Here is a 23,603-nt window from a genome sequence, read left to right on the forward strand (position 1 = left end):
GTGTAACGTTGTATCTTTCAAGCGGCGGCGTCCTGTGCCAGATGGGGTGATTGCAACTGAAACCGTCTGGACTCCTGCCATGCATACGTTCCGCTTCTTCGCTTCTGCCGCGATTGCTTCGCTGGCGCTTCACGCCGCTCCCGCATTTGCCGATGAAGGCATGTGGACGTTCGATGCTTTTCCCGCCGCGAAAATGCAGGCCGATTATGGCTGGGCACCGGACGGGCAGTGGCTGGGAAGGGTGCAGGCAGCGGCGGTGCGCCTTACGGGGGGATGTTCTGCCAGTTTTGTCTCTCCCGAAGGATTGATCCTGACCAACCATCACTGTGTGGTGGAATGCGCGCAGGACAACTCCACCGACCAGCGCGATCTGCTGAAGCAGGGCTTCGTCCCGGCGCGGCGCGAAGAGGAACTGAAATGCCCCGGCCAGCAGGCTGAAGTGGTGACAGCGATCACCGATGTGACGCAGCGGGTTAAGGTGGCAATCGGATCATTGACGGGCGAGGCACTGGTCAAGGCGCGCGATGCGGAAGTTGCCCGGATCGAAAAGGATGGCTGCAAAGACGCCAAAACCAACCGGTGCCAGGTGGTGACGCTGTTCGGCGGCGGGCAATACAAGCTTTATACCTACCGCAAGTATTCCGACGTGCGGCTTGCATGGGCGCCGGAATTTCAGGCAGCGTTTTTCGGGGGTGATCCCGACAACTTCAACTTTCCGCGCTATGCCCTTGATGCGGCATTTTTGCGGGCATACGAGAATGGCAAGCCGGTAAAGGTGAAGTCGTTCCTGAAATGGAACCCGCGCGCGCCAAAGGCGGGTGAGGCGACGTTCGTGGTGGGCAATCCCGGTTCGACCCAGCGCTTGATCACGGGCGAGCAGCTTGCCTTTCAGCGCGAGGTTTCGCTGCCTCTGACCAACACGATCCTGTCCGAACTGCGCGGGCGGCTGATCACGGCGATGGCGCAAAGTGCGCAGGCTAAGCGCGAAGGCGCGGACCAGTTGTTCGGGATCGAGAACAGCCTGAAGGTTTACATCGGGCGGCAGCAGGCGCTGAACGATCCCACGTTCGTCAAGATGCTCGCCGATGCCGAGGCCGATCTGAAGGGCAAGACGCTGGGTAAGCCGGGGATCGGTGATCCGTGGGCTGATACGGCCACGGCGGTGAAGGCGTACCGCGATGTCTATGTCCCCTGGCGGTTCATCGTTCCTTCTTGCACGCTTATGGAACAGGCGCTGACGCTGGTACAAGCGGCGGAGGAGCGCGCGAAGCCGAACGAACAACGCCTTCCGGGCTACACCGACAGCGCTCTGGAACTCACCGAGAAGACGCTGCTGGATCAGGCACCGGTCTACCCGTGGCTTGAGCAACTGATGATGACGTGGAGCCTTTCGAAAGCGCGCGAATATCTGGGCGCGGACGATGCGGACACGAAGCTGCTGCTGGGCAGGGAATCCCCTGAAGGGCTGGCGGAGAAGCTGGTCGGCGGTTCTACGCTATCCGATCCGGCAGTGCGCAAGGCTTTGTGGGACGGTGGCGAGAAAGCAATTGAGGCGTCGACCGACCCGTTGATCGTTTTCGCGCGCAAGATCGATGCGCGGGAGCGGGAGCTGAAGAAGCTGGTCGATGAACGTTACACGGGGCCTCTGGCCGAAGCGGGGGCGAAGCTCGCCGATGCGCGGTTCATGGCTTATGGCGACAAGGTTTATCCTGACGCCACGTTCACGCTGCGCATCAGCTATGGCAAGGTGCAAGGCTGGAAGGAGCGCGGGCAGGACGTGAATCCGGTGACCACGCTGGGCGGCGCGTTCGAGCGGGCGACCGGGGCTGAACCTTTCGATCTGGCAAAGGGTTTCGAGGCCAATGCGGCGAAGATCGACAAGTCGGTTCCCTATGACTTCGTGACCACCAACGATATCATCGGCGGCAATTCGGGATCGCCGGTGATTGACAAGGCAGGCACGGTAATCGGCGCGGCCTTCGACGGGAACATTCATTCGCTGGGTGGCAATTATGGCTATCAGGGCGAGATCAATCGCACCGTGGTGGTGAGTGCAGCAGCAGTCCAGCACGCGCTGGAAGTGATCTATCCCGCGCCTGCACTGGTGAAGGAACTTGGCGCGAAGTGACGAAAAAGGGCGGGGCCTTGCGGCTCCGCCCTTCCGTTGCGACCCTTTTTGAAGGGCTGGTTGTAACTTAACGGCAGCGGCCACCGCTGCGCTCAATCTCGCGGCCGAGCAGTGCGCCACCGGCAGCGCCAAGCAGCGTGCCGAGCGTCCGGTCGCCCTGCGTATCGATGGTCCGGCCCAGCAAGGCACCACCCGCGCCGCCGATGATCAGCCCGGTGGTGCCGTTGTTGCGCTTGCAGTAATAGCGACCGTCACGACCGCGCCAGACCTGATCATTGCGCGAAATGCGGCGCGGTTCGATGTAGCGCCCACGGCTGTCGTACAGGCGGTCATGCTTGACTTTGTGATAGCCGTGCGCGGGTGCGTGGCGCGGCGGATCGGCCAATGCCGGGGCGGCGGGAATGGCGATTGCGGCGAGCGCTGCGGCGAAAATCGTCTTCTTCATGGATTGCTCCCTTGGAAATCTGTGATCCGAACGAGCGGATTTGATGCGACAACGCCGAGCTTCCAGCCTTGATCCACAACGCCAGATGAACGCGCCGTTGGATTGCAGATTTCACGATGAACCGACGCATGTGCGCGGCCAAGTGATTGAATGTTAGGGGAAACAATCCGTTTTCCTACACGAACCATTGTGGTTATCTATCTCGGTCGATTGTTCCGGAAACGATGGAGAAATCGATGTCGAACCCTGAAGTTACATTCCCTGCGCGCTACACACCTGTCAGCGCGCTTGCTTACGCCGGGCCTGATGGTGCCGCCGAAGTGGTTGCAGTGGACAAGCCGCTGCCGGTTACCGCTGGTGCCACGGCGTTTGCCTTGCCCGACGGATCATTGCGGACGGTTAGCAGCAGTTCGCCTTTGCCGGTCGTCACCGGGCCTACCGCATTTGCCTTGCCTGATGGTTCGGTCCAGTCCGTTGCCAATGCATCGCCTCTGCCGGTGGTTTGCGCACCACTGCCGACCGGTTCTGCACACATCGGCAATGTCTTCATCGATGATGTTCCCGATGGTCCTGTAGTTTCAGGAAGCGTGACGGCTGCCGCGATTATCGTCTCCAGCGCACTCACCGGATATGCCGGGGGCGCTTTTCAGGTGTTGAGCAGCGGATCGGGCTGCACGATCACTTATGAGCATTCCGTGGATGGGACGACCTGGCTCGCTTTGCCGGTGCTGGTGAGCAATATCGCCACGGGCACGCCCTCGGCCACGTCGACAAGCAATGGCATCTACTCCTTCGGATCGAGCGCCGCCTTTGTTCGTGCGCGCGTGTCGGTTTACGGGTCCGGCACTGTCTCTGTTGCACTGGTGTTGAAGCGCCGCCCCCTCAACGTGATCGGCACATCGCTCGCGGGCGGCAACGCTGCGATCGGGACTGTCGGCGTCACTGGGACAGTCACCGTATCGGGCACGGTCAACACCAATACCGGCTATACGGATAGCACCGCCACACTGGCATCGCTGGCGACATTTACCGGCACGGGCCGAGCCAATTCATCCGCGCAGAACTGCTTCTTCAATGCCACCGCCTTTGCCGATGCTGGCGGCACACTGTTTATCGAGCAATCGCTGGATACCGGTGCGACGTATCAACCTATTGCATCGGCCCCGTTGGTAGCGGGCGGCGCAGCTCAACTGTCGGTGCGTGTGGCCGGCGCCTACACCGCCGCAACGCTCTACCGTGTCCGCTATGTCAACGGGGCGCTGGCCCAAGGCATGTTCCGCCTGTCCAGCGCCTATTCGGCACGATGACGGACGAGTCTCAATAGTTCCACTGCACTTGCGCGCGGACCACGTCACCCTTGGCGCGTCCGGTCCGCCGCTCGTCAGCCTCCAACTTATTGACGTTGGAGTAGCTAAGGACGATTTCGAGTTCCTTCATCGGCTGCCATTCTACGCCCGCTTCATATTCTTCGCCATCGAGGCGCGGCGCGTTGGCAGCGGCTTTCCAGCCACCACGGTACTTCTGCCATCGCGCGAAAGGAATGATCTGGCCGATGGGCGTGTGCGGCATCCGGTACATCGTCATCACATAGCCGCCGGTTGAATCGCCAGACTTTATCGCACCTGCGACCGGATCCCACACCGGGCTTTTGCCCCATTTCCATTCGGCCTGAATGCCGAAGGGGCGAGGGTAGATCATGGCATGGATGCCAACGTGATTATCGGTGAACTCGGTGGTTGAAACGCCACCGCTCCGAAGTTCGGGCCGGAACTTGTTCAGCATTCCCGAAGCGCCAAACTCTGCAACCTGCCCTTCGAAAATGCCGCCCAAGCCATCGAGCCTGACGGGCATGGTGGCCAGCGCGACCGTCATCAGGCCGCCCGTGCGTTCGGTGCGATTGATGGTCTGACCATTGTAGATACCGAAACCTAGAGCGCCGTAGTTGCCGAACAGCTTCTGCCCATCCTTGGCCAGATCGTCCCAGATTGCCTGAATCGCTGGCGGCGTGAAATAGGCGACCGCGCCCAGATCGCGTTCGCCCGGCACGGGCTGGTTGATGGCATCGGTACGGTCGAGCGGCACGCGGTTCTGCGAGCTTTGCAGGTTTTCCCAGCCAAACGGCACTTTCGACTGACCAAAGCGCACGCGCAGCGTCTTGGCATCATTCAGGAACACATCCGCATAGGCATCGCGCATCTGGAAATAATTCAGACGCGATTCGCCGCTTGATTGGTTGGCAACGGACGAGGCAAGATCGCCCTGCAGATAGAGGGAGACGCGATCCGAGATATCGCCCTGCACGACCAACCGGGCACGGCGGATCGAGAAGTTGCCATTCTCGTTGATGCCGCTGTCCTGCACTGACCGCAGGCGTGATACGCCCGACGCAGCCGATTTCGGCCCGCTGACGATTTCGTTCATGCGCAACTGGGTATAGCCGCGGATTTGCAGCTTTTCGTACCACGCCTTTTTCTTCTTTTCGGCCGGGGCAGTAGCGGTTGCTGGAGTTGCTGCCAGTTGCACAGGCTGGGCAGGGGCCATGCCGGTTGTGGTAACCGCGGCTGGATCTGCGTTACGGGCAGGGGCCGCTGCCATTTGCGCCGCGCCCTGCTGCGCGACCTGCATCGCGCGGACCATTGCTTTCAGTTCATCGACCTGACGCTGAAGATCAGCGATCTTGGCGCTTTGGTCCTGCGGTGCTTCCTGAGCCTGCGCAATGCCTGCCGCGCTCACAAACACGCTGGTCGCGAGTGCCGCCCTGAAAGCCCTGCCGTTCATTTCCTGAGAATCTCCAACCTGCAGCGATCTGCTTTGACGCGCCCGCTAATCGCCCAAAATGACAGATATATGACTGATAGTTGACGCATTCGGGCGGTGGTGACGGCGCTATTCATTGCTAAAACTATGAAAATAATACAGAAACTGTTCGTTACAGTTTCGCAAAATTCGTCAGAAAAATGTCTTTGAAATGAAAATTTCCGACTTTGGCTCATAGAGATTTCCACGCTGGGGGTGTGGCGTGACTCGCAGCCTCGCACCTGCTAACGGCGCGCGCATGACAGACCTTTCGTTGATCCGTAATTTTTCGATCATTGCCCATATCGACCACGGCAAGTCCACGCTGGCGGATCGCCTGATCCAGTACACTGGCGGCCTTTCCGCGCGCGAGATGTCCGAGCAGGTGCTCGACAACATGGACATCGAAAAGGAGCGTGGCATCACGATCAAGGCGCAGACCGTGCGGCTTGATTACAAGGGCAAGGATGGCAAGACCTATCAGCTTAACCTGATGGACACGCCGGGCCACGTCGACTTTGCCTATGAAGTCAGTCGCAGCCTTGCCGCTTGCGAAGGCGCGCTGCTGGTCGTCGATGCCGCGCAGGGCGTGGAAGCGCAGACGCTGGCCAACGTCTATCAGTCTATCGAACACGATCACGAGATCGTGCCGGTGATCAACAAGATCGATCTGCCCGCCGCCGAGCCAGAAAAGGTGAAAGCCGAGATCGAGGACGTGATTGGGCTGGACGCCAGCAATGCCGTGATGACCAGCGCCAAATCGGGCATCGGTATCGAGGAAGTGCTGGATGCCGTGGTCGAGCGCATTCCTGCGCCCACGGGTGATCGGACTGCGCCGCTCAAGGCGATGCTGGTGGATTCGTGGTACGATCCCTATCTCGGCGTCGTCATCCTCGTTCGCGTGATCGATGGCGTCATCAAGAAGGGGTTGCAGGTCAAATTCATGGCCGGCGGCACCGATCATCTGATTGATCGTGTCGGCTGCATGAGGCCGAAGATCGATACGCTCGATGAACTCGGCCCCGGCGAAATCGGCTTTATCACCGCGCAGATCAAGGAAGTCGCGCAGGCGCGGGTGGGTGACACGATCACCACTGTAAAACAGGGCGCAACCGTGCCGCTGCCGGGCTTCAAGGAAGTGCAACCGGTGGTGTTCTGCGGCATCTTCCCGGTCGATGCTGCGGACTTTGAAAAGCTGCGTGAAAGCATTGCCAAGCTGCGCCTGAACGATGCTTCTTTCAGCTTCGAAATGGAATCGAGCGCGGCTCTGGGCTTTGGTTTCCGTTGCGGTTTTCTGGGATTGCTGCACCTTGAAATCATTCAGGAGCGGCTTAGCCGGGAATACGATCTCGACCTGATTACCACTGCGCCTTCAGTGGTTTACCGCATCCAGTTGCGCGCAAGCCGTACCGATGATGCGCGCGAAATCTTGCTGCACAACCCGGCGGATTATCCCGACCCAAGCCGCATCGAGCAGATTGACGAACCGTGGATCAAGGGCACGATCTATACGCCTGACGAATACCTGGGATCAGTGTTGAAGCTGTGTCAGGACCGTCGCGGTGTGCAGACTGGGCTGACCTATGTCGGCGGGCGTGCGCAAGTGACGTATGAACTGCCGCTCAACGAAGTGGTGTTCGATTTCTACGACCGCCTCAAATCGATCAGCCGTGGCTATGCGTCGTTCGATTATGAGCAGATCGGGCTGCGCGAAGGCGATCTGGTGAAGATGAGCATTCTCGTCAACAACGAGCCGGTCGATGCGCTGTCAATGATCGTTCACCGCAGCGCTGCTGAAGCGCGCGGGCGGCACATGTGCGAACGGTTGAAGGATCTGATCCCGCGCCACCTTTTCAAGATTCCGATTCAGGCGGCTATCGGCGGCAAGGTTGTTGCGCGCGAAACGATTGCCGCGATGCGCAAGGACGTGACCGCCAAGTGCTATGGCGGCGATATCAGCCGCAAGAAGAAACTGCTGGAAAAGCAGAAGAAGGGCAAGGCGCGGATGCGCGAGTACGGGAACGTTTCGATCCCGCAGGAAGCGTTCATCGCTGCGCTACGGATGGGCGAAGAGTAACTTTCGCCTCTTTTGCGTTACAGGAAACAAAGAACCCGCCGCAAGCGATCCGGCGGGTTCTTTCGTATCAGCGCGACCCTTGCGGTCCCTTGCGGTGCGGCTTGCCTTGCGGGCGCTGCCCGGCGGGGTGCGGTCGGCGCGGCGGGCGGCGATCGTCGCTGCGCGGACCATCATGATGGGGGCCGTTGCGGCGTGGCCCATCGTTGCTCCGGCGATTGTCGCGCGCGACTTCGCGCGGGCCTTCGGGCGCGGGTTCGATGTGGATACCGTTCTCGTCCTCACCCTTGGGATCGGCGGTGCGGCGCACGGCATCGGCAAAGCGATCGGCAATCGCGCGCGGCACCTGGAACCAGGTGTCGTTCGGCGTAATGCGGATGGCTCCGATTTCCTGCCGCGAAACGTGACCACGGCGGCAGAGCGTTGGCAGGATCCAGCGCGGATCGGCGTTCTGGCGGCGGCCCACGTCCATGCGGAACCATACCACATCGTCAAAGCCGGGGCGGTGTGCTGCCTGCTTGCGGCCATCATCGCTGCCCGAAAGCAGTTCTTCGGGCTGCGGCAGCGATGCACGGTGCGCGCGCACGAGCGCGGTGGCGAGTTCTTCGGGCGAACGCTGTTCCAGCAGCGCGCGCGCGATCTCGATATCCGCCTCATCCGCTTCGACCGGGGCGAGGATGGTTTCGAGCAAACGTTCGCGGTCCTGCGCACGGATCGCTTCGGGCGTAGGCACATCGGCCCATTCTGCGTTGATCCTGGCACCGCGCAGCATCATTTCCACGCGGCGGCGGCGCGGGAAGGGCACGATGAGCACGGCGGTGCCCTTCTTGCCCGCGCGTCCGGTGCGGCCTGAACGGTGCTGCAGCGTCTCAGCGTCGCGCGGAATTTCGACGTGCACGACAAGGCTGAGCGAGGGCAGGTCGATCCCGCGCGCGGCAACGTCTGTTGCCACGCAAACGCGGGCGCGGCGGTCGCGCAGGGCCTGAAGGGCGTTGTTGCGCTCTGACTGGCTGTGTTCGCCCGACAGCGCGACAGCGGTGAAGCCGCGTTCGACCAGCGTGGCGTGGAGGCGGCGCACATTGTCGCGCGTGGCGCAGAACAACATCGCGGTTTCGGCTTCGTGGAAACGCAGCAGGTTCACGACGGCGGCTTCGATCTCTGCCGGGGCAACAGCGACGGCGCGATAAGCAATGTCACCATGCCCGCGATTTTCGCCCACCGTCGAAATACGTAGGGCATCGCGCTGATACCGCTTCGCCAGCGCTTCGATCGGTTTGGGCATCGTGGCCGAGAACAGCAGCGTGCGGCGATTTTCCGGCGTTGCGTCGAGCAGTTCTTCCAGATCTTCGCGGAAGCCCATGTCGAGCATTTCATCGGCTTCATCGAGCACAACGCAGGCCAGCGCAGTGAGATCGAGCGCGCCGCGTTCAAGATGGTCGCGCAGGCGACCGGGCGTGCCGACCACGATGTGCGCACCGTGTTGCAGTGCGCGCCGTTCCCGCGAAGGGTCCATGCCGCCGACGCAGGTGGCGATGCGGGCATGGGTTGGCGCATAGAGCCACGCAAGTTCGCGGCTGACCTGCAGCGCCAGTTCGCGCGTGGGGGCAACGACCAGCGCCAGCGGTGCGGTGGCAAAAGGCAGCGCGCTTTCATCGCTGATGAGTTCGCCGGCCATCGCCAGGCCGAAGGCAACGGTCTTGCCCGAGCCGGTCTGCGCGGACACGACCAGATCGCGGCCGGCGGCTTCAGGTACGGTCACAGCAGTCTGCACAGGCGTAAGTGCAGTATAGCCATGCGCTTCGAGAGCCTGCGCAAGCGGGCTGGGGAGGTGTTCAAAAGTCATCGTCAAAATCGCCATTCCTGCCGCTTTCGCAGCATTTGCAAAGTGTTGGGCCTATCGGCTGGATGCCGGAATATTTCCGGCTCGAATCGCCACAGCCCGTTCCCACACAGTGCACGGCGATACCTGTGTGGCGGCCCCTACACACATTTGCGCGGTTTGGCTTGCACTATTTCGCTGTGCTTTTTCTCATGCTCCACTTGATTAGGTAAACTAACATATGTGATGATGAACAGAGCCGGATCAACACGGCGTGGAGAGGCCGATGAACGATATCGCAGAGATGGAATCTGTCGAGGAAACCGCACGCCGCGCGCCCGCATTGATACGCTATCTTGGCGAAGGCGACTACGTTACCCGGCGTTACGTGTCGCAGGGGGCCGAGATGAACACCGGCGACTATTTCGACTACCCTTGCGATGTGCGTGATGGAATGCCGATGCGCGATCACTTCTCGCTCGACGTTCATGGCTTCATGCTGGGGAAGCATCGGTCCGAAATTGCGGATTTTCATGACAAGCCTGCCGTCGATGCCGCGTATCTTCAAGAGGTAGAGTCACTTGTAACCCGGCTTTGCGGGGCCACGCGCACTGCCGCACAAGGGTGGATGATCCGCACATCTGCAGATCTCACCGCGCGTGCGAAGCAGAAGGTCAAAGGCTATCAGCATTCCGGCGGCATACAGCCCCCGGCGGGCGAGGCGCATGTGGACTACAACGAAGTGACCGGTCGCCGCGCTGCGGAGCGCATCTACAAGGATCGCTTCCCCGATTGTCCCGGCTACAAGCGTTACATTTGTTTTTCGCTTTGGCGGACGTTTTCGCCCGGCCCGCAGGACTGGCCGCTTGCCGTATGCGATGGGCGAACGGTGCAGGATGAGGAAACTGCATCGAACACGCTGTTCGTCGTCGATGAATTTCCCACCGGCGACGCGTTGACCGCGCCGGTCGAAGGCGAGGACCAGATGATCGCCGCCACGATTTTCCGCCATCGGACCCGCCATCGCTGGTGGTACTTTTCGAACATGGCGGCTGACGATGTGCTGTTGTTCAAGTTTCAGGACAGCGATCATTCGGTAACGTGGCGCTGCCCGCACACTGCGTTTCACGATAGCAGCCTGCCGGATGCGAAGATTCGCGAGAGCATCGAAGTGCGCTGTATCGCGTACTTCGAGTAAGGTCACAACTCCACACTGACGGTTGACGCGCGCGCCGTTTGCCGACAGGCAGGCGCGCATGATCGATCCCCGCCATTTCCGCAATGTCCTTGGCACCTGGCCGACCGGTGTCTGCGTGATAACCTCTGTCGATACCGACGGCGCGAAGCATGGCCTCGTGGTCGGATCGTTCACCTCGATCTCGTTGGACCCGCCACTGGTAGGCTTCTTCCCCGATAAGAAATCGAGCACTTGGCCCAAGATCGCGGCGGGCGGGCGCTTCTGCGTCAACGTGCTCGGCGCGCGCCAGCTTGATCTCTGCAAGCGCTTTGCCGCCCGCGCGGATGACAAGTTTGCCGAACTGGCACACGGGCATACGCCATCGGGCCAGCCCTTGTTGGAAGAAGCGCTGGCGTGGATCGATTGCACGCTGGAACGGGTCGAGGATATCGGAGACCACTTGCTCGTGGTGGGCGCGGTGCAAGCGCTTGACCGTAGTGAGCATGGCACACCGCTTCTGTTCTTCCGCGGACAGTATCACGACGTTGCGGATTTGCCGGCAATCTGAAAATTATTCGACGTTGCGGCAAAAATCCGCGCTTTTTGATATCCGTCAAGGCCGTGGTACGCTGCGGCATATAGAGATGATTTCGACGAAGCGGTCCGGGTGCTGTCCACCTGCACTATCTCCGCTTCGGCGATTTCTCCCCAACTTGGGCGGCCCGATTTTCGTGCCGCCCAATTTTTTGCTGCAAGACCGGAACTTTGGGTAATTGCTCGCACTGGGCGAGAATGATAACGCTTTCGTATGACCTCCTGCGAAACCTGCGTCGTCCGCAATCGTGCGATCTGTGCCGGACTCGATAACAACGAGATTTCTGCGCTCAACGCCATCGGTCGTCGCCGGACGGTGACTCCAGGGGAATCGCTGATCTGGGAAGACGATGATTCGTTGCTGGTGGCCAACGTCATCGAAGGCGTCTTGAAGCTCACCACCAGCACAGAAGATGGGCGCGAGCAGATTGTTGGTGTTGCCTATCCTTCGGATTTTATTGGGCGTCCGTTCGGCCAGACCAGCAGCGCCAGCGTTGTTGCGCTTACCGATGCGCGGGTATGTGTTTTTTCGCGCAACGATTTTGATCGGTTCGCACGCGAACATCCCGAACTTGAACACAAGCTGCTGGAACGCACCTTGGCCGAACTGGATCGCACGCGGTCCTGGATGATGCTGCTGGGTCGCAAGAATGCTTCGGAAAAGATCGCCACTTTCCTGCTAGAAATGTCTGACCGCTTGGCCGAAGTGGGCTGCACTCCGGCCTTCGGTCCGGCAAAGCGTTTCTCGCTGCCGTTTTCCCGCCAGCAGGTAGCCGACGTGCTGGGCTTGACCATCGAAACCGTCAGTCGCCAGTTCACCAAACTGAAGAACGATGGCGTGATCGAATTGCCTTCCCGCCGTGAGGTGGAAATTGTGGATCGCATTGGTCTTCAGGCTTTGGCGGGTTGAAGATTTACCCGTCAGTTCCTTTAGTGAACTGAAATTACTGTGAAATTTCAACGCCCAAGCGAAAGACATATTTTCTAACGGAAACTGTTCCGGCGCAAAGCATTGCCTCCTGCGTGCCGCATGTGCTGAAATGGAGGTTCCCTTTGCCGCAGCCCAATCCCTTTCACGCTGACGATGATCGTGCCGGAACGCTTCGGGCCAGCGTGATGCTTTTTGCTTTTGGCATCCTTGTGCTGGGTTATCTGGTGGCGATCGGCCACCCTGACTGGTTTGTCCTGCGCCCGGTTTCATCCGCTTCATCCGCAATGTATGAAGCTGCGCAGCACGAGGATGATGCGTGATCGTCAAACCGGTTCCTTCGTTCAAGACCATCGTTCGCGAAGTGTGGAAGCCGTTGACGCTGCTCTTCGTCTGGGACGTCATCGTCACGGTGGTCTACTATATCCTGCCGTTCCGCGCGCCGGAATTGCCGCTCACCCTGTTCGGGTCTGCAGTGGCGCTGTTCCTCGGCTTTCGCAGTAATTCGGCATATCAGCGCTGGTGGGAAGGGCGGGGCCTGTGGGGGTTGATGATCAACGCCAGCCGTAATCTGGCGCGGGCAACGCGGAATTTTCTGCCGGACCCGGAAGCCGCTTCGTTCAAACGTGATATCGTGTTTCGCCAGATTGCCTATGTAAACGCGCTGCGCTGTCAGCTCCGGCGACAGAGTTTCGATGATGCGACGCTGGGTTATGTCGCCAAGGCCGGTGCGGAAATCGCGATGCAGCGCGGCAACGCGGCGAACGGCCTGCTGGATGGCACCGGGCGAAAGATCGACGATGCGCGCAGGGCAGGGTGGATCGATACGATTCAGCAAAGCGCAATGGAAAGCGTCCTTGTCGATATCGCCAATGCGCAAGGCGGGATGGAGCGGCTCAAGAACACGCCGCTGCCCAATCACTTCCGCTTCTTTCCTATGCTGTTCGTGCACATGTTCTGCATCCTCCTGCCGTTCGGGCTGGTAGAGACGCTGGGCTTCGCCACGCCGCTGGGATCGACCATTGCCGGTCTGATGTTCCTTGCCGTGCTGGCGATCGGTGACGATCTGGTCGATCCGTTCGCAAACGAACCCCATGATCTGCCGCTGTCGGCAATGTGCCGAACGATCGAGATCGACCTTCTGCAATCGGTGGGACTAGAAGCGCCGTCGCCCATCGTCGCGGATCGCAAGGGCGTGCTCTGGTAAAAAGATGCGGGCAGGAAAGCGGCGAGGTGATCCCAGAACCTCGTCGTTTCCTGCCCGCTATCCCCACAGGTTCCGATGCGCGTGGGGGCACCCGGAACCTTGGGGGATTTCGTCAGCGCCGCCCGATCAGAAGCGGAAAGTCAGGCCCGCGCTCAATACCCACGGGTCAAGCGAATGCTTGGTGGTCAGCACTTCGGCATTGCCGGCATAGAAGTGCGCGGTCGTGTCCATGAAGTACTTCTTGGCGTCGAGGCTGATGCCCATGCCCTTGTCGTTTACAGGAATGTCGATACCGGCCTGAAGCGCAAAGCCCAGTTCGTTCGACATTTTCACCTTGGTGACGCCAAGCGGCGTGACGCTCGATCCCGGTTTTTCGCCAAACACCACGAACAGCGACGGACCTGCGCCGATGTAGGGCTTAATCCCGCCTTCCAGCGGCAGGTGATATTTCAGCGTCACTGTGGCGGGCAGGATCATGACATGGTCGACGATATCGGTCGCAGGCGCTAGCGTGCCGGTACCTCTCACCCCATGCGTAGTGAAGCAGCAGATCGTTTCAACAGAGACGTTCGGCGTTGCGAAGTATTCCACGGCCAGCGTCGGCACGTAGTTGTCGTTCGCCTTGGTGTTCGCACCGACGGTCAGGCCAAGCGGATCGTTCTTCACTTCCACGATCTTTCCGTCGGGAAGGACGGCGGTGCCCATAACCTTTACCTGCAGCTTGCCTTCCGCCGACCCGGCCATTGCCTGTGCCGGTGCAAGCAGCGCTGCCGCTACGGCGAGGGCGGGAATCGCGGTTGAGATCAGCTTCTTCATTGCTCTTGTCCTGCACCACGGCTGGCCAACCCCTCGTTGGCCGAAGATCGTCCCGTGGCTTGGACAGCCTGATGCACTCAGCCGAATCATCGGACATTGACAAAGCGCAAAAATGAAAAATCGCCGCATTCGACCAAAGTATAGGGTCAAGTATTGTTCATGAATTCCGCGATTTGACCCTTATCAATGTTCCCTTGCCGATGAAGGTGCAGCGCGATCTGCACATCACTCATGGAAGGGAAGGCTCCATGGTTTCGGCACTATCGCGCTCGGGCCTCTGGCTCGTGTCGCTCCTTATCGCCGTCGCCGCCTGCGCTGCAGCCGTCGACACGGGTTTCGCAATCCACATGGGCATCGTCGCGCTCGCCTGCATCATCGGGCTGATCGTCACGCTGCGCGGCGTGGACCTGTCGAAAGCCATCCTCGCACCCGATCAGGGCCGCTATGATGACGATGTGATCCGCTGGGGCGTGATCGCAACCGTCTTCTGGGGCATGGCCGGGTTTCTGGCGGGACTTTACATCGCGCTGCAGCTGGCTTTGCCGGTGCTGAATCTCGGGTTCGAATGGACTTCGTTCAGCCGCCTGCGTCCGCTGCATACCTCTGCGGTCATCTTCGCTTTCGGAGGCAACGCGCTGATCGCCACGTCGTTCTACGTCGTGCAGCGTACTTGCCGGGCGAGGCTGGCCTTCCCCGGTCTCGCCCGTTTCGTGTTCTGGGGCTACCAGCTGTTCATCGTGCTGGCGGCAACCGGCTATTTGCTGGGCATCACCCAGGGCAAGGAATATGCCGAGCCGGAATGGTACGTCGACCTGTGGTTGACCGTGGTTTGGGTTGCCTATCTCGCGGTTTTCGTGGGCACGATCGTAAAACGCACCGAACCGCACATCTATGTGGCCAACTGGTTCTACCTGTCGTTCATCGTCACCGTCGCGATGCTCCACATCGTCAACAACCTGAACTGGCCGGTCAGCTTTGTCGGCAGCCGCAGCTATCCCATCTTCGCAGGCGTGCAGGGCGCGCTGGTGCAGTGGTGGTATGGCCACAACGCGGTGGGCTTCTTCCTGACGGCTGGCTTCCTGGCGATGATGTACTACTTCGTGCCCAAGCAGGCCGAACGTCCGGTGTTCTCCTATCGCCTGTCGATCATCCACTTCTGGGCGCTGATCTTCCTCTACATCTGGGCGGGTCCGCACCACCTCCACTACACCGCGCTGCCCGACTGGGCGCAGACGCTGGGCATGGTCTTCTCGGTCATGCTGTGGATGCCAAGCTGGGGCGGCATGATCAACGGGCTGATGACGCTCAACGGCGCTTGGGACAAAGTCCGCACCGATCCGATCATCCGCATGATGGTGATGGCGCTGGCCTTCTACGGCATGAGCACGTTCGAAGGTCCGATGATGTCGATCAAGTCGGTCAACAGCCTGTCGCACTATACCGATTGGACCATTGGCCACGTCCACTCCGGCGCTCTGGGCTGGAACGGCATGATCACCTTCTCGGCGATCTACTACCTCGTACCGCGTCTGTGGAACCGCCAGCGCCTTTACAGCCTGCGCATGGTCAACTGGCACTTCTGGCTCGCGACCGTCGGTATCGTTTTCTACGCTGCTTCGATGTGGGTGGCGGGCATCACGCAGGGCCTGATGTGGCGTGAATACGGCGCTGACGGATATCTGGTGAACAGCTTCGTCGAAACCGTTGCCGCGTTGAAGCCGATGTTCTTCCTGCGCGCTTTCGGTGGCCTGCTGTTCCTTGCTGGCGCTGCGGTGATGGTCGTCAACGTTTGGCGTACGATCCTTGGCCGCAGCCGCGAAGAGGCTCCGATGCGTGATGCCGCCTTCGATCCCGAAAAGGACCGTCCTGTCGTCGCTGTCGCTCCGGCCGCAGCCTGATTCTGACGCTCTCGGAGAAAATCCCATGACCACCATCGTGGAAAAGCACAAGAAACTGGAGCGCAACGTAACCCTCCTCAGCATCGCGGCTTTCGCTGCGGTGACTGTGGGTGGCATCGTGGAAATCGCCCCGCTGTTCTGGATCGACAACACGATCGAGAAGGTGGACGGAATGCGCCCCTACACCCCGCTCGAACAGGCCGGTCGCGACATCTACGTGCGCGAAGGCTGCTACACCTGCCACAGCCAGATGATCCGACCGTTCCGGGATGAGGTTGAGCGTTATGGCCACTACAGCCTTGCTGCGGAATCGATGTACGACCATCCGTTTCAGTGGGGATCGAAGCGCACCGGGCCTGATCTGGCCCGCGTCGGCAACCGCTATTCGGATGAATGGCACGTCCAGCACCTGAAAGATCCACGCGCCGTGGTGCCGGAATCGATCATGCCCAGCTATGCCCATCTGGCCGAGCACAAGCTGGACATGGGCGATATGACCGCCACCCTGCGTACGCTTTACCAGGTCGGCGTTCCCTATTCGCAGGACGATATCGCCAAGGCCAATGACGACCTCATTGCCCAGGCTGATCCAGAGGCTGACGCTTCCGACCTGAAGAAGCGCTATCCCAAGGCGCAGGCACGCGATTTCGATGGCGATCCCAAGCGACTGACCGAGATGGACGCGCTTGTCGCCTATCTCCAGATGCTTGGAACCCTGGTCGATGTGAACGCGCCTGCCGCACAGGAAGCCCTTGCCAAGGAGAAGGGCCGATGAGCGCGCACTCCACTTACGACATGCTGCGGCACCTCGCTGACAGCTGGGGTCTGCTGATGATGACGGCAATTTTCGTGGGGTTGAGCGCATGGCCGTTCCGCCCCGGCGCCAAGGTGTTGAACCGCGATGCCGCCACTTCGATCTTCAAGGACGAAAGCGATGTCTAATCCCAAGATTGACGACGCAACCGGCGTCGAAACCGTCGGCCATGAATGGGACGGTATCGAGGAGTTGAACAATCCGCTGCCGCGCTGGTGGTTGTGGACGTTCTATATCACGATCGTATTCGCGATTGGCTATTGCGTGGCCTATCCCGCGTGGCCGCTGATCGACAAGGCGACCGCCGGAACGCTCGGCTGGTCGAGCCGTGGCGATCTGGAAAACGAGATGACGGCTGAAACCGCGCGCAAAGCGGGCCTGATGGCCGAACTTGGCAATGCCTCGATTGAACAGATCGCCGCCGATCCTCGCCTGCGCCGCGCCGCTATTGATGGTGGCCGCGCCGCGTTCAAGGTCAACTGCATCCAGTGTCACGGCAACGGAGCGGCGGGCAGCGCGGGCTATCCCAATCTCAATGACGATGACTGGCTGTGGGGCGGCGATGTCGCCACCGTTCACCAGACACTCGTCAACGGCATTCGCCAGCCGGGCGATGATGCCACGCGCATGAGCCAGATGCCAGCTTTCGGTCGCGATGGCATTCTCAACGCAGCGCAAGTGCAGGATGTGGTCAGCCATGTGCGTGTGCTGGCTGGTGAGGAAAAGCCAAGTGCTTCGGCCCAGCGTGGTGCACAGATATTCACCGACAACTGCACCGTCTGCCACGGCGCTGCGGGTGAGGGTAACCGTACGGTTGGTGCTCCGCGTCTCAACGATGCAATCTGGCTCTATGGCGGAAGCCGCGCGGCTATTGCCCAGACGGTCAACAACGCGCGCTACGGCGTCATGCCATCGTGGGGCAATCGCCTCGATCCGGTCACGGTGAAGATGCTTGCCACTTACGTCCATTCGCTGGGCGGTGGTGAAGAAGCACCTGCGCCCGCGCCTCAGGAGGCAGCGCCACCCGCTGCTGCCACCAACTAAACACGATCAAGGACACACGGTCATGACTGCGCACGATCCCAACCTCCGCGCGGACCATTCCAACGAGATCGGCTTGTACGAAAAACGCAAGTCGGTGTTCCCAAAGGCCATCGACGGGGCGTTCAGGCGCTTCAAATGGCTGGTCATGGCCGTGTGCCTTGTCATTTACTGGGGCACGCCGTGGATCCGCTGGGATCGCGGCCCCTATGCTCCCGATCAGGCGGTGCTGATCGATCTTGGCAACCGCCGCTTTTTCATGTTCGATATCGAAATCTGGCCGCATGAATTCTATTTCGTTGCCGGATTGCTGATCATGGCGGGCATCGGCCTGTTCCTCGTCACATCGGCAGTGGGCCGCGCATGGTGCGGTTATGCCTGCCCGCAGACGGTGTGGACCGACCTGTTCCAGCATGTCGACCGTCTGGTGGACGGTGACCGCAACGCCCAGTTGCGCTTGCAGAAAGCACCTTGGACGGCCGCCAAGATCGGCAAGCGCGCGCTGAAGTGGGCCATCTACCTTGGCATCAGCTTTGCCACGGGCGGTGCGTGGATTTTCTACTTTGCCGATGCGCCGACGCTCCAACACGCATTCTGGACCGGCACTGCCGCGCCGGTAGCCTACGCCACCACGTTTGTGTTGACGATGACCACGTTCATCTTCGGCGGCTTCATGCGCGAACAGGTCTGCGTCTACATGTGCCCTTGGCCGCGCATCCAGACTGCTATGCTCGATGAAAAGAGCCTGATCGTTACCTACAAGGACTGGCGCGGTGAACCGCGCGGTTCGGTCAAATCCGCGCTGAAAGCTGCCACGCCGCTGGGCGATTGCATCGATTGTATGCAGTGCGTCGCCGTGTGCCCCACTGGTATCGACATTCGCCAAGGGCCGCAGATCGGCTGCATCACTTGCGCGCTGTGCATCGACGCTTGCGACAAGGCGATGGCCGATGTGGGCCGCCCGCGCGGGCTGATCGATTATTGCACGCTCGACGATGCCGAAAAGGAAAAGCGCGGCGAAGAACCCACGCCGATCCTCAAGACGATCTTCCGCCCGCGCACGCTGGTTTATCTCGGTGTGTGGAGCGCCATCGGTCTTGCGCTGCTGTTCATGCTGGGCCAGCGTGCCCGGCTCGACATTTCCGTCGCCAAGGATCGCAACCCTGAATACGTGATGCTTTCGGACGGCGCGATCCGCAATGCTTTCACGCTGAAGCTGCGCAACATGGAAGCCCGACCGCGCACCTTCAACGTTGCGCTAGAAGGCCTTGATGGCGGCGCGATGTTCACTGACGAGATGGATGCCGCAGCCGCAAAGCGCGTCTTGACCGTCGAAGTGCCTGCCGACACGACGAAACCGCTGCGTGTCTATGCAGTCCGTCCGCGCGGCAGCAAGCCCGCCGAATTCGCCTTTGTCCTGACCTCTGACGACAAGGAAGGCGGCATGGATCGCGGCGAAACCACGTTCACCACAGCAGAAGGAAACGGCCAATGACCCAGATGCGCCGTAAACCCGTTCCGTTCACCGGTCGCAAGATGGCGGCGATCCTCGTCAGCTTCTTCGCGGTGGTTATTGCCGTCAACGTGCTGATGGCACGCCTTGCCAGTTCCACGTTCGGTGGGGTGGTCGTCGACAATTCCTATGTCGCCAGCCAGAAGTTCAACGGTTGGCTGAAAGAGGCTGAGCAGGAACAGGCCCTTGGCTGGCGGGGCGATATCGCCCGCGATCAGGCGGACCAGGCAGGCATCGGTCTGGTTGATAGCTTGGGCAAGCCGCTTGCCGCGGCGAAAGTCACGGCCGTTGCCGAACATCCGCTCGGCCAGCGCCCGACGACCACGCTCGTGCTACACGAAACTGCGCCGGGGCACTACGCCGCCCCGCTTGAGGCAGGCCGCTGGCGGTTGAGCGTCAAGGTCGAGGCAGATGGCCGGATCTGGCGTACAGTGGGCGAAGTGCAATGACCGCGCCTGCACGGGCACTGACCGTCTCCGAAAGCGCCACCGTTCACACCGTCCTCGCCGTGCCCGGAATGCACTGTGCCGGTTGCATGGGCAAAGTCGAACGTGCCTTGGCTGCGCTGGATGGAGTCACCAGCGCGCGCACCAATCTCACCGCGCGCACGGTAGAGGTCGTCCATCAGTCTGAAATCGAAACGCCAGCGCTTGTGGCCGCGCTCGCAGCCATAGGTTTCGATGCTCAGCCGCGCGAGATCGAGGCGGAGCCTGTCTCGGCGGTAAAGCCTCTGCTCGCGCCGCTGGGCGTTGCCGCCTTTGCCTGCATGAACGTGATGCTGATGTCGGTCAGCGTCTGGTCGGGCGCGGAAGGCACCACGCGGTCGTTGTTCCACTGGGTATCGGCTTTGATCGGTGTTCCCGCCATCGCCTACGCCGGGCGGCCCTTCTTTGCTTCGGCATGGAAGGTCTTGCGCCACGGCAAGACCAACATGGACGTGCCGATTTCCATCGGCGTCACCATTGCCACCGGCCTGTCCTTCTATGAAACGCTGAGCGGCGGGGCAGAGGCATGGTTCGATGGCGTGCTCATGTTGCTCATGTTTCTGCTCGCAGGGCGCGTGCTCGACGCAATGATGCGCGACCGCGCGCGATCGGGTGTCGATGCGCTGTTGCGGCAGGTTGCCACTGGCGCGATGGTCGTGGCCGCCGATGGAACAACGCGCTGGCTGGACACAAAATCGCTGCAACCGGGAATGCTGATGCGCGTCGCCGCCGGAGAGCGCCTTGCCGCCGATGGTGAAGTGCTGCGCGGCCAGACCCGTCTCGACCAATCGCTGCTGACCGGTGAAAGCGCACCGGTGCAAGCAGGGCCGGGCACGCTGGTCCATGCGGGGACGCTCAATGTCGATGCTCCGGTGGACGTGCGTGTCACCGCCATCGGGCAGGATACCGCCCTTTCCGAAATCGCCCGTCTGATGGAAGCGGCTGGCCAGTCCCGCTCAAAATACGTGCGCATCGCTGATCGCGCGGCGAGGCTCTATGCCCCTGCCGTTCATACGCTGGCGGGGCTGACCTTTGCCGGATGGATGCTGGCCGGTGCCGGCTGGTATCAGTCCCTCGTCATTGCCATTGCCGTGCTCATCATCACGTGCCCTTGCGCGCTTGGCCTTGCCGTGCCGGTGGCGCAAGTCGTGGCAGCAGGCGCGCTGCTCAAGAAGGGCCTGCTGGTAAAGGATGGGTCTGCGCTTGAACGCATGGCCGAAGTGGATCGCCTGCTGCTCGACAAGACCGGCACGCTCACACTCGGTCGACCGGTGCCCGATGACGTGGCGCTGGACGCGCTGTCTGCACCGCAGGCGTCGGTAGCGCTCGCGCTCGCCAGCCACAGCCGCCACCCGTTGTCGCTTGGCCTCGTGCAGGCGCTCAGCGCGCGAGGCATACCGGCGGCGATTCTGGAAGATGTGCGCGAAGAGCCGGGGCAGGGCGTTACCGCTCGCTGGAATGGCCTTTCTGTCGCGCTTGGGCGTCCGGCATCGGCGCAGGGCATGGCCACTGCACTCAGGATCGAAGGCGATCCGGTGCGCGTCATCCCCTTCGCTGATCGTCTGCGGCCCGATACTACCGAAGCATTGGTCTGGCTCGAAGCGCTGGGCGTGGAATCTTCCATCCTTTCAGGAGATTCCGTAACCGCCGTCGCTGCCGTGTCGCACGCTACGGGTCTGACGGCCCAGGCAGCGGCATCGCCGGCAGACAAGCAGGAGGCGATCCAGCGCTTGCAGAACGCCGGGCGCAAGGTGATGATGGCGGGCGACGGGCTGAACGATGGCCCCGCGCTTGCTGCCGCGCACGCGTCCATCGCGCCGGGTTCCGCCAGTGATGTGGGGCGGCAAGCAGCAGATATGGTATTCACGGCGGATTCGCTGCTAGCCATTCCCCGCGCCATTCGCGTCTCGCGCCAGACCATGCGCGTGGTGCGCCAGAACTTCGTGCTCGCCATCGGTTACAACATGCTGGCGGTGCCGCTGGCGATCCTTGGCCATGTCACCCCGCTGATCGCGGCAATCGCCATGTCCACCAGTTCGCTGATCGTTGTCGCCAATTCGCTGCGCCTTGCCGGAGAAGCCAAATGAACGGCGTGGCTTTCATGCTTCCCATTGCGCTTGGCATGGGCCTGCTGGGGCTGGTTGCGTTCTTCTGGTCATTGAAGCGCGGGCAGTTCAGCGATCTCGATGGTGCGGCGGCGCGTATCCTGATCGAGGATGAGGAGCGCGAACCATGAGGCACCGCGCACTCCGTATCCTCGCGCCGCTTGCCGTCCTGCAAATGGCCGCGCCCGCTCCGGTCAACGCGCAATGGATCATGGTTGCCTCGTGCACGGGTGGCAGCGGCGGCATGGTGCCCGTCCGCCTGCCCGGCAAGGACGATGGCAGCAAGAATCTGCCCTGCTGCAAGGTTTGTCATATCTCAATGCGCAAGCGCCTTGCCACCGATAGCTGTTGCGGAAACGGCGACGACGGTGAGGACGATTCCGATGGCTGCTGACATGATGACCAGCCCTGAAGTCATCGGGAACTGGACGTACTGGCCCGAACTGCTGGAACGCCCGGTCCCGCGCTACACCAGCTACCCCACTGCCGCAGAATTTGTGGAAGAGAGCTTTGAAGATCGTCAGGCTGCGGCGTTACGGGCCTTGCGCGGCACCGTCTCGCTTTATCTGCACATCCCCTATTGCCGGGAAATCTGCTGGTATTGCGGCTGCAACACCGGTGCCGCCAACAAGACCCAGCGCCTGACCGCTTATCTCGAAGCCCTGCATCACGAAATCGAACTGGTTGGTCGCCATCTGCACCCATCGGTCAAAGTCACGCGCATTGCCTTTGGGGGTGGCAGCCCCAACGCGATCAAGCCAACCGATTTTGTCAGGCTGGTCGATCGCCTCACGCTGAACTTCCGTCTGGAAAAGCCGGTCCTGTCGATCGAACTGGATCCGCGTACGCTGGAGCCGGGCTGGTTCATGGCCATCCGGGGTATAGGCGTGATCAAGGCCAGCCTCGGCGTGCAGACACTGGATCCGCGCGTGCAGGCCGCTATAGGGCGCGTTCAGCCGCGCGATGATATCGAACGGGCGGTTGAAGGTTTGCGCAAGGGCGGGGTGGATTCGATCAATTTCGATCTGATGTATGGCCTGCCATTCCAGACCGACGAAATTCTCCGCGATACGCTCGACCAGTCCGTTGCGATGGGCGCAGACCGGATCGCGCTGTTCGGCTACGCGCACGTCCCGCACATGATCCCGCGCCAGCAGCGTATAGATGCCAGCGAACTCCCCGGACAGCGTGATCGTTTTCGCATGGCTGCCGAAGGCCACGCGCGGCTCGTGGCAGCAGGCTATCAGGCGGTCGGGTTTGATCACTTTGCCTTGCCCGATGATGATCTGGCCCTTGCCGCCCGCGCCGGCACGCTACGCCGCAATTTTCAGGGCTTCACCGAAGACCAGTCGCCCGTCCTCATTGGCCTTGGCGCTTCGTCAATCAGCGAATTTCCCGATCTTTTCGTGCAGACCGAAAAGAACGCAGGCCGTTATCGTATGCTTATCGGTGCGGACCAGCTTGCGGGCCGCAAGGGGGTGGTGCGCACGGCTGAGGATCGCCGCAGGGGCCAGATCATCACCGATCTGCTGTGCAGGGGCATGGCAGACGTTCCGGCAGATCTCATCGCTACCAATCGGGATCGGCTCGAACCCTTCATTGCGCGCGGCTTGGTCCGGATCGATGGGGGCGTTCTTACGTTGGAGCCGGGAAACGAGCCCTACGCACGTTCAATCGCCGCTGTGTTCGATGCGTGGCGTTCCGGCGCTCGCAAATTCAGTTCGGCGGTTTAGATATCACTCTGACATAACCGGATCCGTCTT

The 23,603-nt window shown here is 61.0% G+C and carries 22 protein-coding genes; 18 read left to right on the forward strand and 4 right to left on the reverse strand.

What is annotated here, in order from left to right; translation table 11 throughout:
- The first annotated feature begins 79 nt into the window (after positions 1-79).
- Positions 80-2,128 (forward strand): S46 family peptidase, encoded by a 2,049-nt coding sequence (locus tag HGI47_RS16765; RefSeq protein WP_168853926.1) that lies wholly within the window; start codon positions 80-82, stop codon positions 2,126-2,128.
- 67 nt (positions 2,129-2,195) lie between these two features.
- On the opposite strand, the gene HGI47_RS16770 is transcribed toward HGI47_RS16765, so the two are convergent.
- The gene (locus tag HGI47_RS16770; protein WP_168853927.1) at positions 2,196-2,573 is read right to left on the reverse strand and encodes a glycine zipper 2TM domain-containing protein; all 378 of its coding nucleotides are present in this window, start codon (positions 2,571-2,573) and stop codon (positions 2,196-2,198) included.
- Between the two features lie 236 nt (positions 2,574-2,809).
- Between HGI47_RS16770 and HGI47_RS16775 the strand changes: the two genes are divergently transcribed.
- The gene (locus tag HGI47_RS16775; RefSeq protein ID WP_168853928.1) at positions 2,810-3,880 is read left to right on the forward strand and encodes a hypothetical protein; all 1,071 of its coding nucleotides are present in this window, start codon (positions 2,810-2,812) and stop codon (positions 3,878-3,880) included.
- A 10-nt stretch (positions 3,881-3,890) separates the two neighbouring features.
- Here the strand turns inward: HGI47_RS16775 and HGI47_RS16780 are convergent, their stop codons facing one another.
- A complete protein-coding gene (locus tag HGI47_RS16780; protein WP_168853929.1) occupies positions 3,891-5,351 on the reverse strand; it encodes a porin in 1,461 nt (486 codons plus the stop codon).
- Between the two features lie 277 nt (positions 5,352-5,628).
- Between HGI47_RS16780 and lepA the strand changes: the two genes are divergently transcribed.
- Complete coding sequence (gene lepA, locus HGI47_RS16785) at positions 5,629-7,446, forward strand: translation elongation factor 4 (protein WP_168853963.1); 1,818 nt, start codon at positions 5,629-5,631, stop codon at positions 7,444-7,446.
- A 67-nt stretch (positions 7,447-7,513) separates the two neighbouring features.
- Here lepA and HGI47_RS16790 read toward each other — a convergent pair whose 3' ends face one another.
- Positions 7,514-9,286, reverse strand: coding sequence for a DEAD/DEAH box helicase (locus tag HGI47_RS16790; RefSeq protein ID WP_168853930.1), 1,773 nt, complete (start codon positions 9,284-9,286; stop codon positions 7,514-7,516).
- Between the two features lie 262 nt (positions 9,287-9,548).
- On the opposite strand from HGI47_RS16790, the gene HGI47_RS16795 reads away from it, so the two are divergent.
- The 5 genes from HGI47_RS16795 (at position 9,549) to HGI47_RS16815 (ending at position 13,168) form a co-directional block, all read left to right on the forward strand.
- On the forward strand, positions 9,549-10,460 hold the full coding sequence (locus tag HGI47_RS16795; RefSeq protein ID WP_168853931.1) for a CmcJ/NvfI family oxidoreductase: 912 nt from the start codon (positions 9,549-9,551) through the stop codon (positions 10,458-10,460).
- A gap of 58 nt (positions 10,461-10,518) precedes the next feature.
- Positions 10,519-11,007: a flavin reductase family protein gene (locus tag HGI47_RS16800; RefSeq protein WP_168853932.1), complete on the forward strand. Its 489-nt coding sequence runs from the start codon at positions 10,519-10,521 to the stop codon at positions 11,005-11,007.
- A gap of 240 nt (positions 11,008-11,247) precedes the next feature.
- The gene (locus HGI47_RS16805) at positions 11,248-11,943 is read left to right on the forward strand and encodes a Crp/Fnr family transcriptional regulator (RefSeq protein ID WP_168853933.1); all 696 of its coding nucleotides are present in this window, start codon (positions 11,248-11,250) and stop codon (positions 11,941-11,943) included.
- Between the two features lie 143 nt (positions 11,944-12,086).
- Positions 12,087-12,284, forward strand: a complete 198-nt coding sequence (locus HGI47_RS16810) for a hypothetical protein (RefSeq protein WP_168853934.1) — start codon at positions 12,087-12,089, stop codon at positions 12,282-12,284.
- A complete protein-coding gene (locus HGI47_RS16815; protein WP_168853935.1) occupies positions 12,281-13,168 on the forward strand; it encodes a bestrophin family ion channel in 888 nt (295 codons plus the stop codon). The genes HGI47_RS16810 and HGI47_RS16815 overlap by 4 nt, the downstream gene beginning before the upstream one ends.
- Positions 13,169-13,294: 126 nt before the next feature.
- On the opposite strand, the gene HGI47_RS16820 is transcribed toward HGI47_RS16815, so the two are convergent.
- Positions 13,295-13,984, reverse strand: a complete 690-nt coding sequence (locus HGI47_RS16820) for an OmpW family protein (protein ID WP_168853936.1) — start codon at positions 13,982-13,984, stop codon at positions 13,295-13,297.
- A gap of 248 nt (positions 13,985-14,232) precedes the next feature.
- Between HGI47_RS16820 and ccoN the strand changes: the two genes are divergently transcribed.
- From ccoN to hemN, 10 genes are read left to right on the forward strand one after another with little or no spacing between them, the layout of a single operon-like run.
- Positions 14,233-15,882, forward strand: coding sequence for a cytochrome-c oxidase, cbb3-type subunit I (gene ccoN, locus HGI47_RS16825; protein WP_168853937.1), 1,650 nt, complete (start codon positions 14,233-14,235; stop codon positions 15,880-15,882).
- A 25-nt stretch (positions 15,883-15,907) separates the two neighbouring features.
- Entirely contained in the window at positions 15,908-16,657 is a 750-nt protein-coding gene (gene ccoO / locus HGI47_RS16830) for a cytochrome-c oxidase, cbb3-type subunit II (protein WP_168853938.1), read from the forward strand.
- Entirely contained in the window at positions 16,654-16,824 is a 171-nt protein-coding gene (locus HGI47_RS16835) for a cbb3-type cytochrome c oxidase subunit 3 (protein ID WP_168853939.1), read from the forward strand. The genes ccoO and HGI47_RS16835 overlap by 4 nt, the downstream gene beginning before the upstream one ends.
- Positions 16,817-17,740, forward strand: a complete 924-nt coding sequence (gene ccoP / locus HGI47_RS16840; protein ID WP_168853940.1) for a cytochrome-c oxidase, cbb3-type subunit III — start codon at positions 16,817-16,819, stop codon at positions 17,738-17,740. Before HGI47_RS16835 ends, ccoP begins: the two co-directional genes overlap by 8 nt.
- Positions 17,741-17,762: 22 nt before the next feature.
- A complete protein-coding gene (gene ccoG / locus HGI47_RS16845) occupies positions 17,763-19,232 on the forward strand; it encodes a cytochrome c oxidase accessory protein CcoG (protein WP_168853941.1) in 1,470 nt (489 codons plus the stop codon).
- A complete protein-coding gene (locus HGI47_RS16850; protein ID WP_168853942.1) occupies positions 19,229-19,699 on the forward strand; it encodes a FixH family protein in 471 nt (156 codons plus the stop codon). Before ccoG ends, HGI47_RS16850 begins: the two co-directional genes overlap by 4 nt.
- On the forward strand, positions 19,696-21,822 hold the full coding sequence (locus tag HGI47_RS16855; protein ID WP_168853943.1) for a heavy metal translocating P-type ATPase: 2,127 nt from the start codon (positions 19,696-19,698) through the stop codon (positions 21,820-21,822). Before HGI47_RS16850 ends, HGI47_RS16855 begins: the two co-directional genes overlap by 4 nt.
- Entirely contained in the window at positions 21,819-21,971 is a 153-nt protein-coding gene (ccoS, locus tag HGI47_RS16860; protein WP_168853944.1) for a cbb3-type cytochrome oxidase assembly protein CcoS, read from the forward strand. Before HGI47_RS16855 ends, ccoS begins: the two co-directional genes overlap by 4 nt.
- Entirely contained in the window at positions 21,968-22,234 is a 267-nt protein-coding gene (locus HGI47_RS16865) for a hypothetical protein (protein WP_168853945.1), read from the forward strand. Before ccoS ends, HGI47_RS16865 begins: the two co-directional genes overlap by 4 nt.
- Positions 22,235-22,238: 4 nt before the next feature.
- Positions 22,239-23,573 (forward strand): oxygen-independent coproporphyrinogen III oxidase, encoded by a 1,335-nt coding sequence (gene hemN, locus HGI47_RS16870; RefSeq protein ID WP_370521779.1) that lies wholly within the window; start codon positions 22,239-22,241, stop codon positions 23,571-23,573.
- The last annotated feature ends 30 nt before the right edge of the window (positions 23,574-23,603 follow it).

It is taken from the genome of Novosphingobium sp. ERN07 (genome assembly GCF_012641335.1).
GTDB lineage: Bacteria > Pseudomonadota > Alphaproteobacteria > Sphingomonadales > Sphingomonadaceae > Novosphingobium.

What these genes read in the sequence shown, in the direction of transcription:
- HGI47_RS16790 (WP_168853930.1), bottom strand. Translation starts at nt 9,286, where the DNA reads ATGACTTTTGAACACCTCCCCAGCCCGCTTGCGCAGGCTCTCGAAGCG.
- ccoG (WP_168853941.1), top strand. Translation starts at nt 17,763, where the DNA reads ATGACTGCGCACGATCCCAACCTCCGCGCGGACCATTCCAACGAGATC.
- HGI47_RS16775 (WP_168853928.1), top strand. Translation starts at nt 2,810, where the DNA reads ATGTCGAACCCTGAAGTTACATTCCCTGCGCGCTACACACCTGTCAGC.
- hemN (WP_370521779.1), top strand. Translation starts at nt 22,239, where the DNA reads ATGACCAGCCCTGAAGTCATCGGGAACTGGACGTACTGGCCCGAACTG.
- HGI47_RS16780 (WP_168853929.1), bottom strand. Translation starts at nt 5,351, where the DNA reads ATGAACGGCAGGGCTTTCAGGGCGGCACTCGCGACCAGCGTGTTTGTG.
- HGI47_RS16795 (WP_168853931.1), top strand. Translation starts at nt 9,549, where the DNA reads ATGAACGATATCGCAGAGATGGAATCTGTCGAGGAAACCGCACGCCGC.
- ccoS (WP_168853944.1), top strand. Translation starts at nt 21,819, where the DNA reads ATGAACGGCGTGGCTTTCATGCTTCCCATTGCGCTTGGCATGGGCCTG.
- HGI47_RS16820 (WP_168853936.1), bottom strand. Translation starts at nt 13,984, where the DNA reads ATGAAGAAGCTGATCTCAACCGCGATTCCCGCCCTCGCCGTAGCGGCA.
- HGI47_RS16865 (WP_168853945.1), top strand. Translation starts at nt 21,968, where the DNA reads ATGAGGCACCGCGCACTCCGTATCCTCGCGCCGCTTGCCGTCCTGCAA.
- ccoO (WP_168853938.1), top strand. Translation starts at nt 15,908, where the DNA reads ATGACCACCATCGTGGAAAAGCACAAGAAACTGGAGCGCAACGTAACC.
- lepA (WP_168853963.1), top strand. Translation starts at nt 5,629, where the DNA reads ATGACAGACCTTTCGTTGATCCGTAATTTTTCGATCATTGCCCATATC.
- HGI47_RS16855 (WP_168853943.1), top strand. Translation starts at nt 19,696, where the DNA reads ATGACCGCGCCTGCACGGGCACTGACCGTCTCCGAAAGCGCCACCGTT.
- HGI47_RS16850 (WP_168853942.1), top strand. Translation starts at nt 19,229, where the DNA reads ATGACCCAGATGCGCCGTAAACCCGTTCCGTTCACCGGTCGCAAGATG.
- HGI47_RS16770 (WP_168853927.1), bottom strand. Translation starts at nt 2,573, where the DNA reads ATGAAGAAGACGATTTTCGCCGCAGCGCTCGCCGCAATCGCCATTCCC.
- ccoP (WP_168853940.1), top strand. Translation starts at nt 16,817, where the DNA reads ATGTCTAATCCCAAGATTGACGACGCAACCGGCGTCGAAACCGTCGGC.
- HGI47_RS16805 (WP_168853933.1), top strand. Translation starts at nt 11,248, where the DNA reads ATGACCTCCTGCGAAACCTGCGTCGTCCGCAATCGTGCGATCTGTGCC.
- HGI47_RS16800 (WP_168853932.1), top strand. Translation starts at nt 10,519, where the DNA reads ATGATCGATCCCCGCCATTTCCGCAATGTCCTTGGCACCTGGCCGACC.
- ccoN (WP_168853937.1), top strand. Translation starts at nt 14,233, where the DNA reads ATGGTTTCGGCACTATCGCGCTCGGGCCTCTGGCTCGTGTCGCTCCTT.
- HGI47_RS16765 (WP_168853926.1), top strand. Translation starts at nt 80, where the DNA reads ATGCATACGTTCCGCTTCTTCGCTTCTGCCGCGATTGCTTCGCTGGCG.
- HGI47_RS16835 (WP_168853939.1), top strand. Translation starts at nt 16,654, where the DNA reads ATGAGCGCGCACTCCACTTACGACATGCTGCGGCACCTCGCTGACAGC.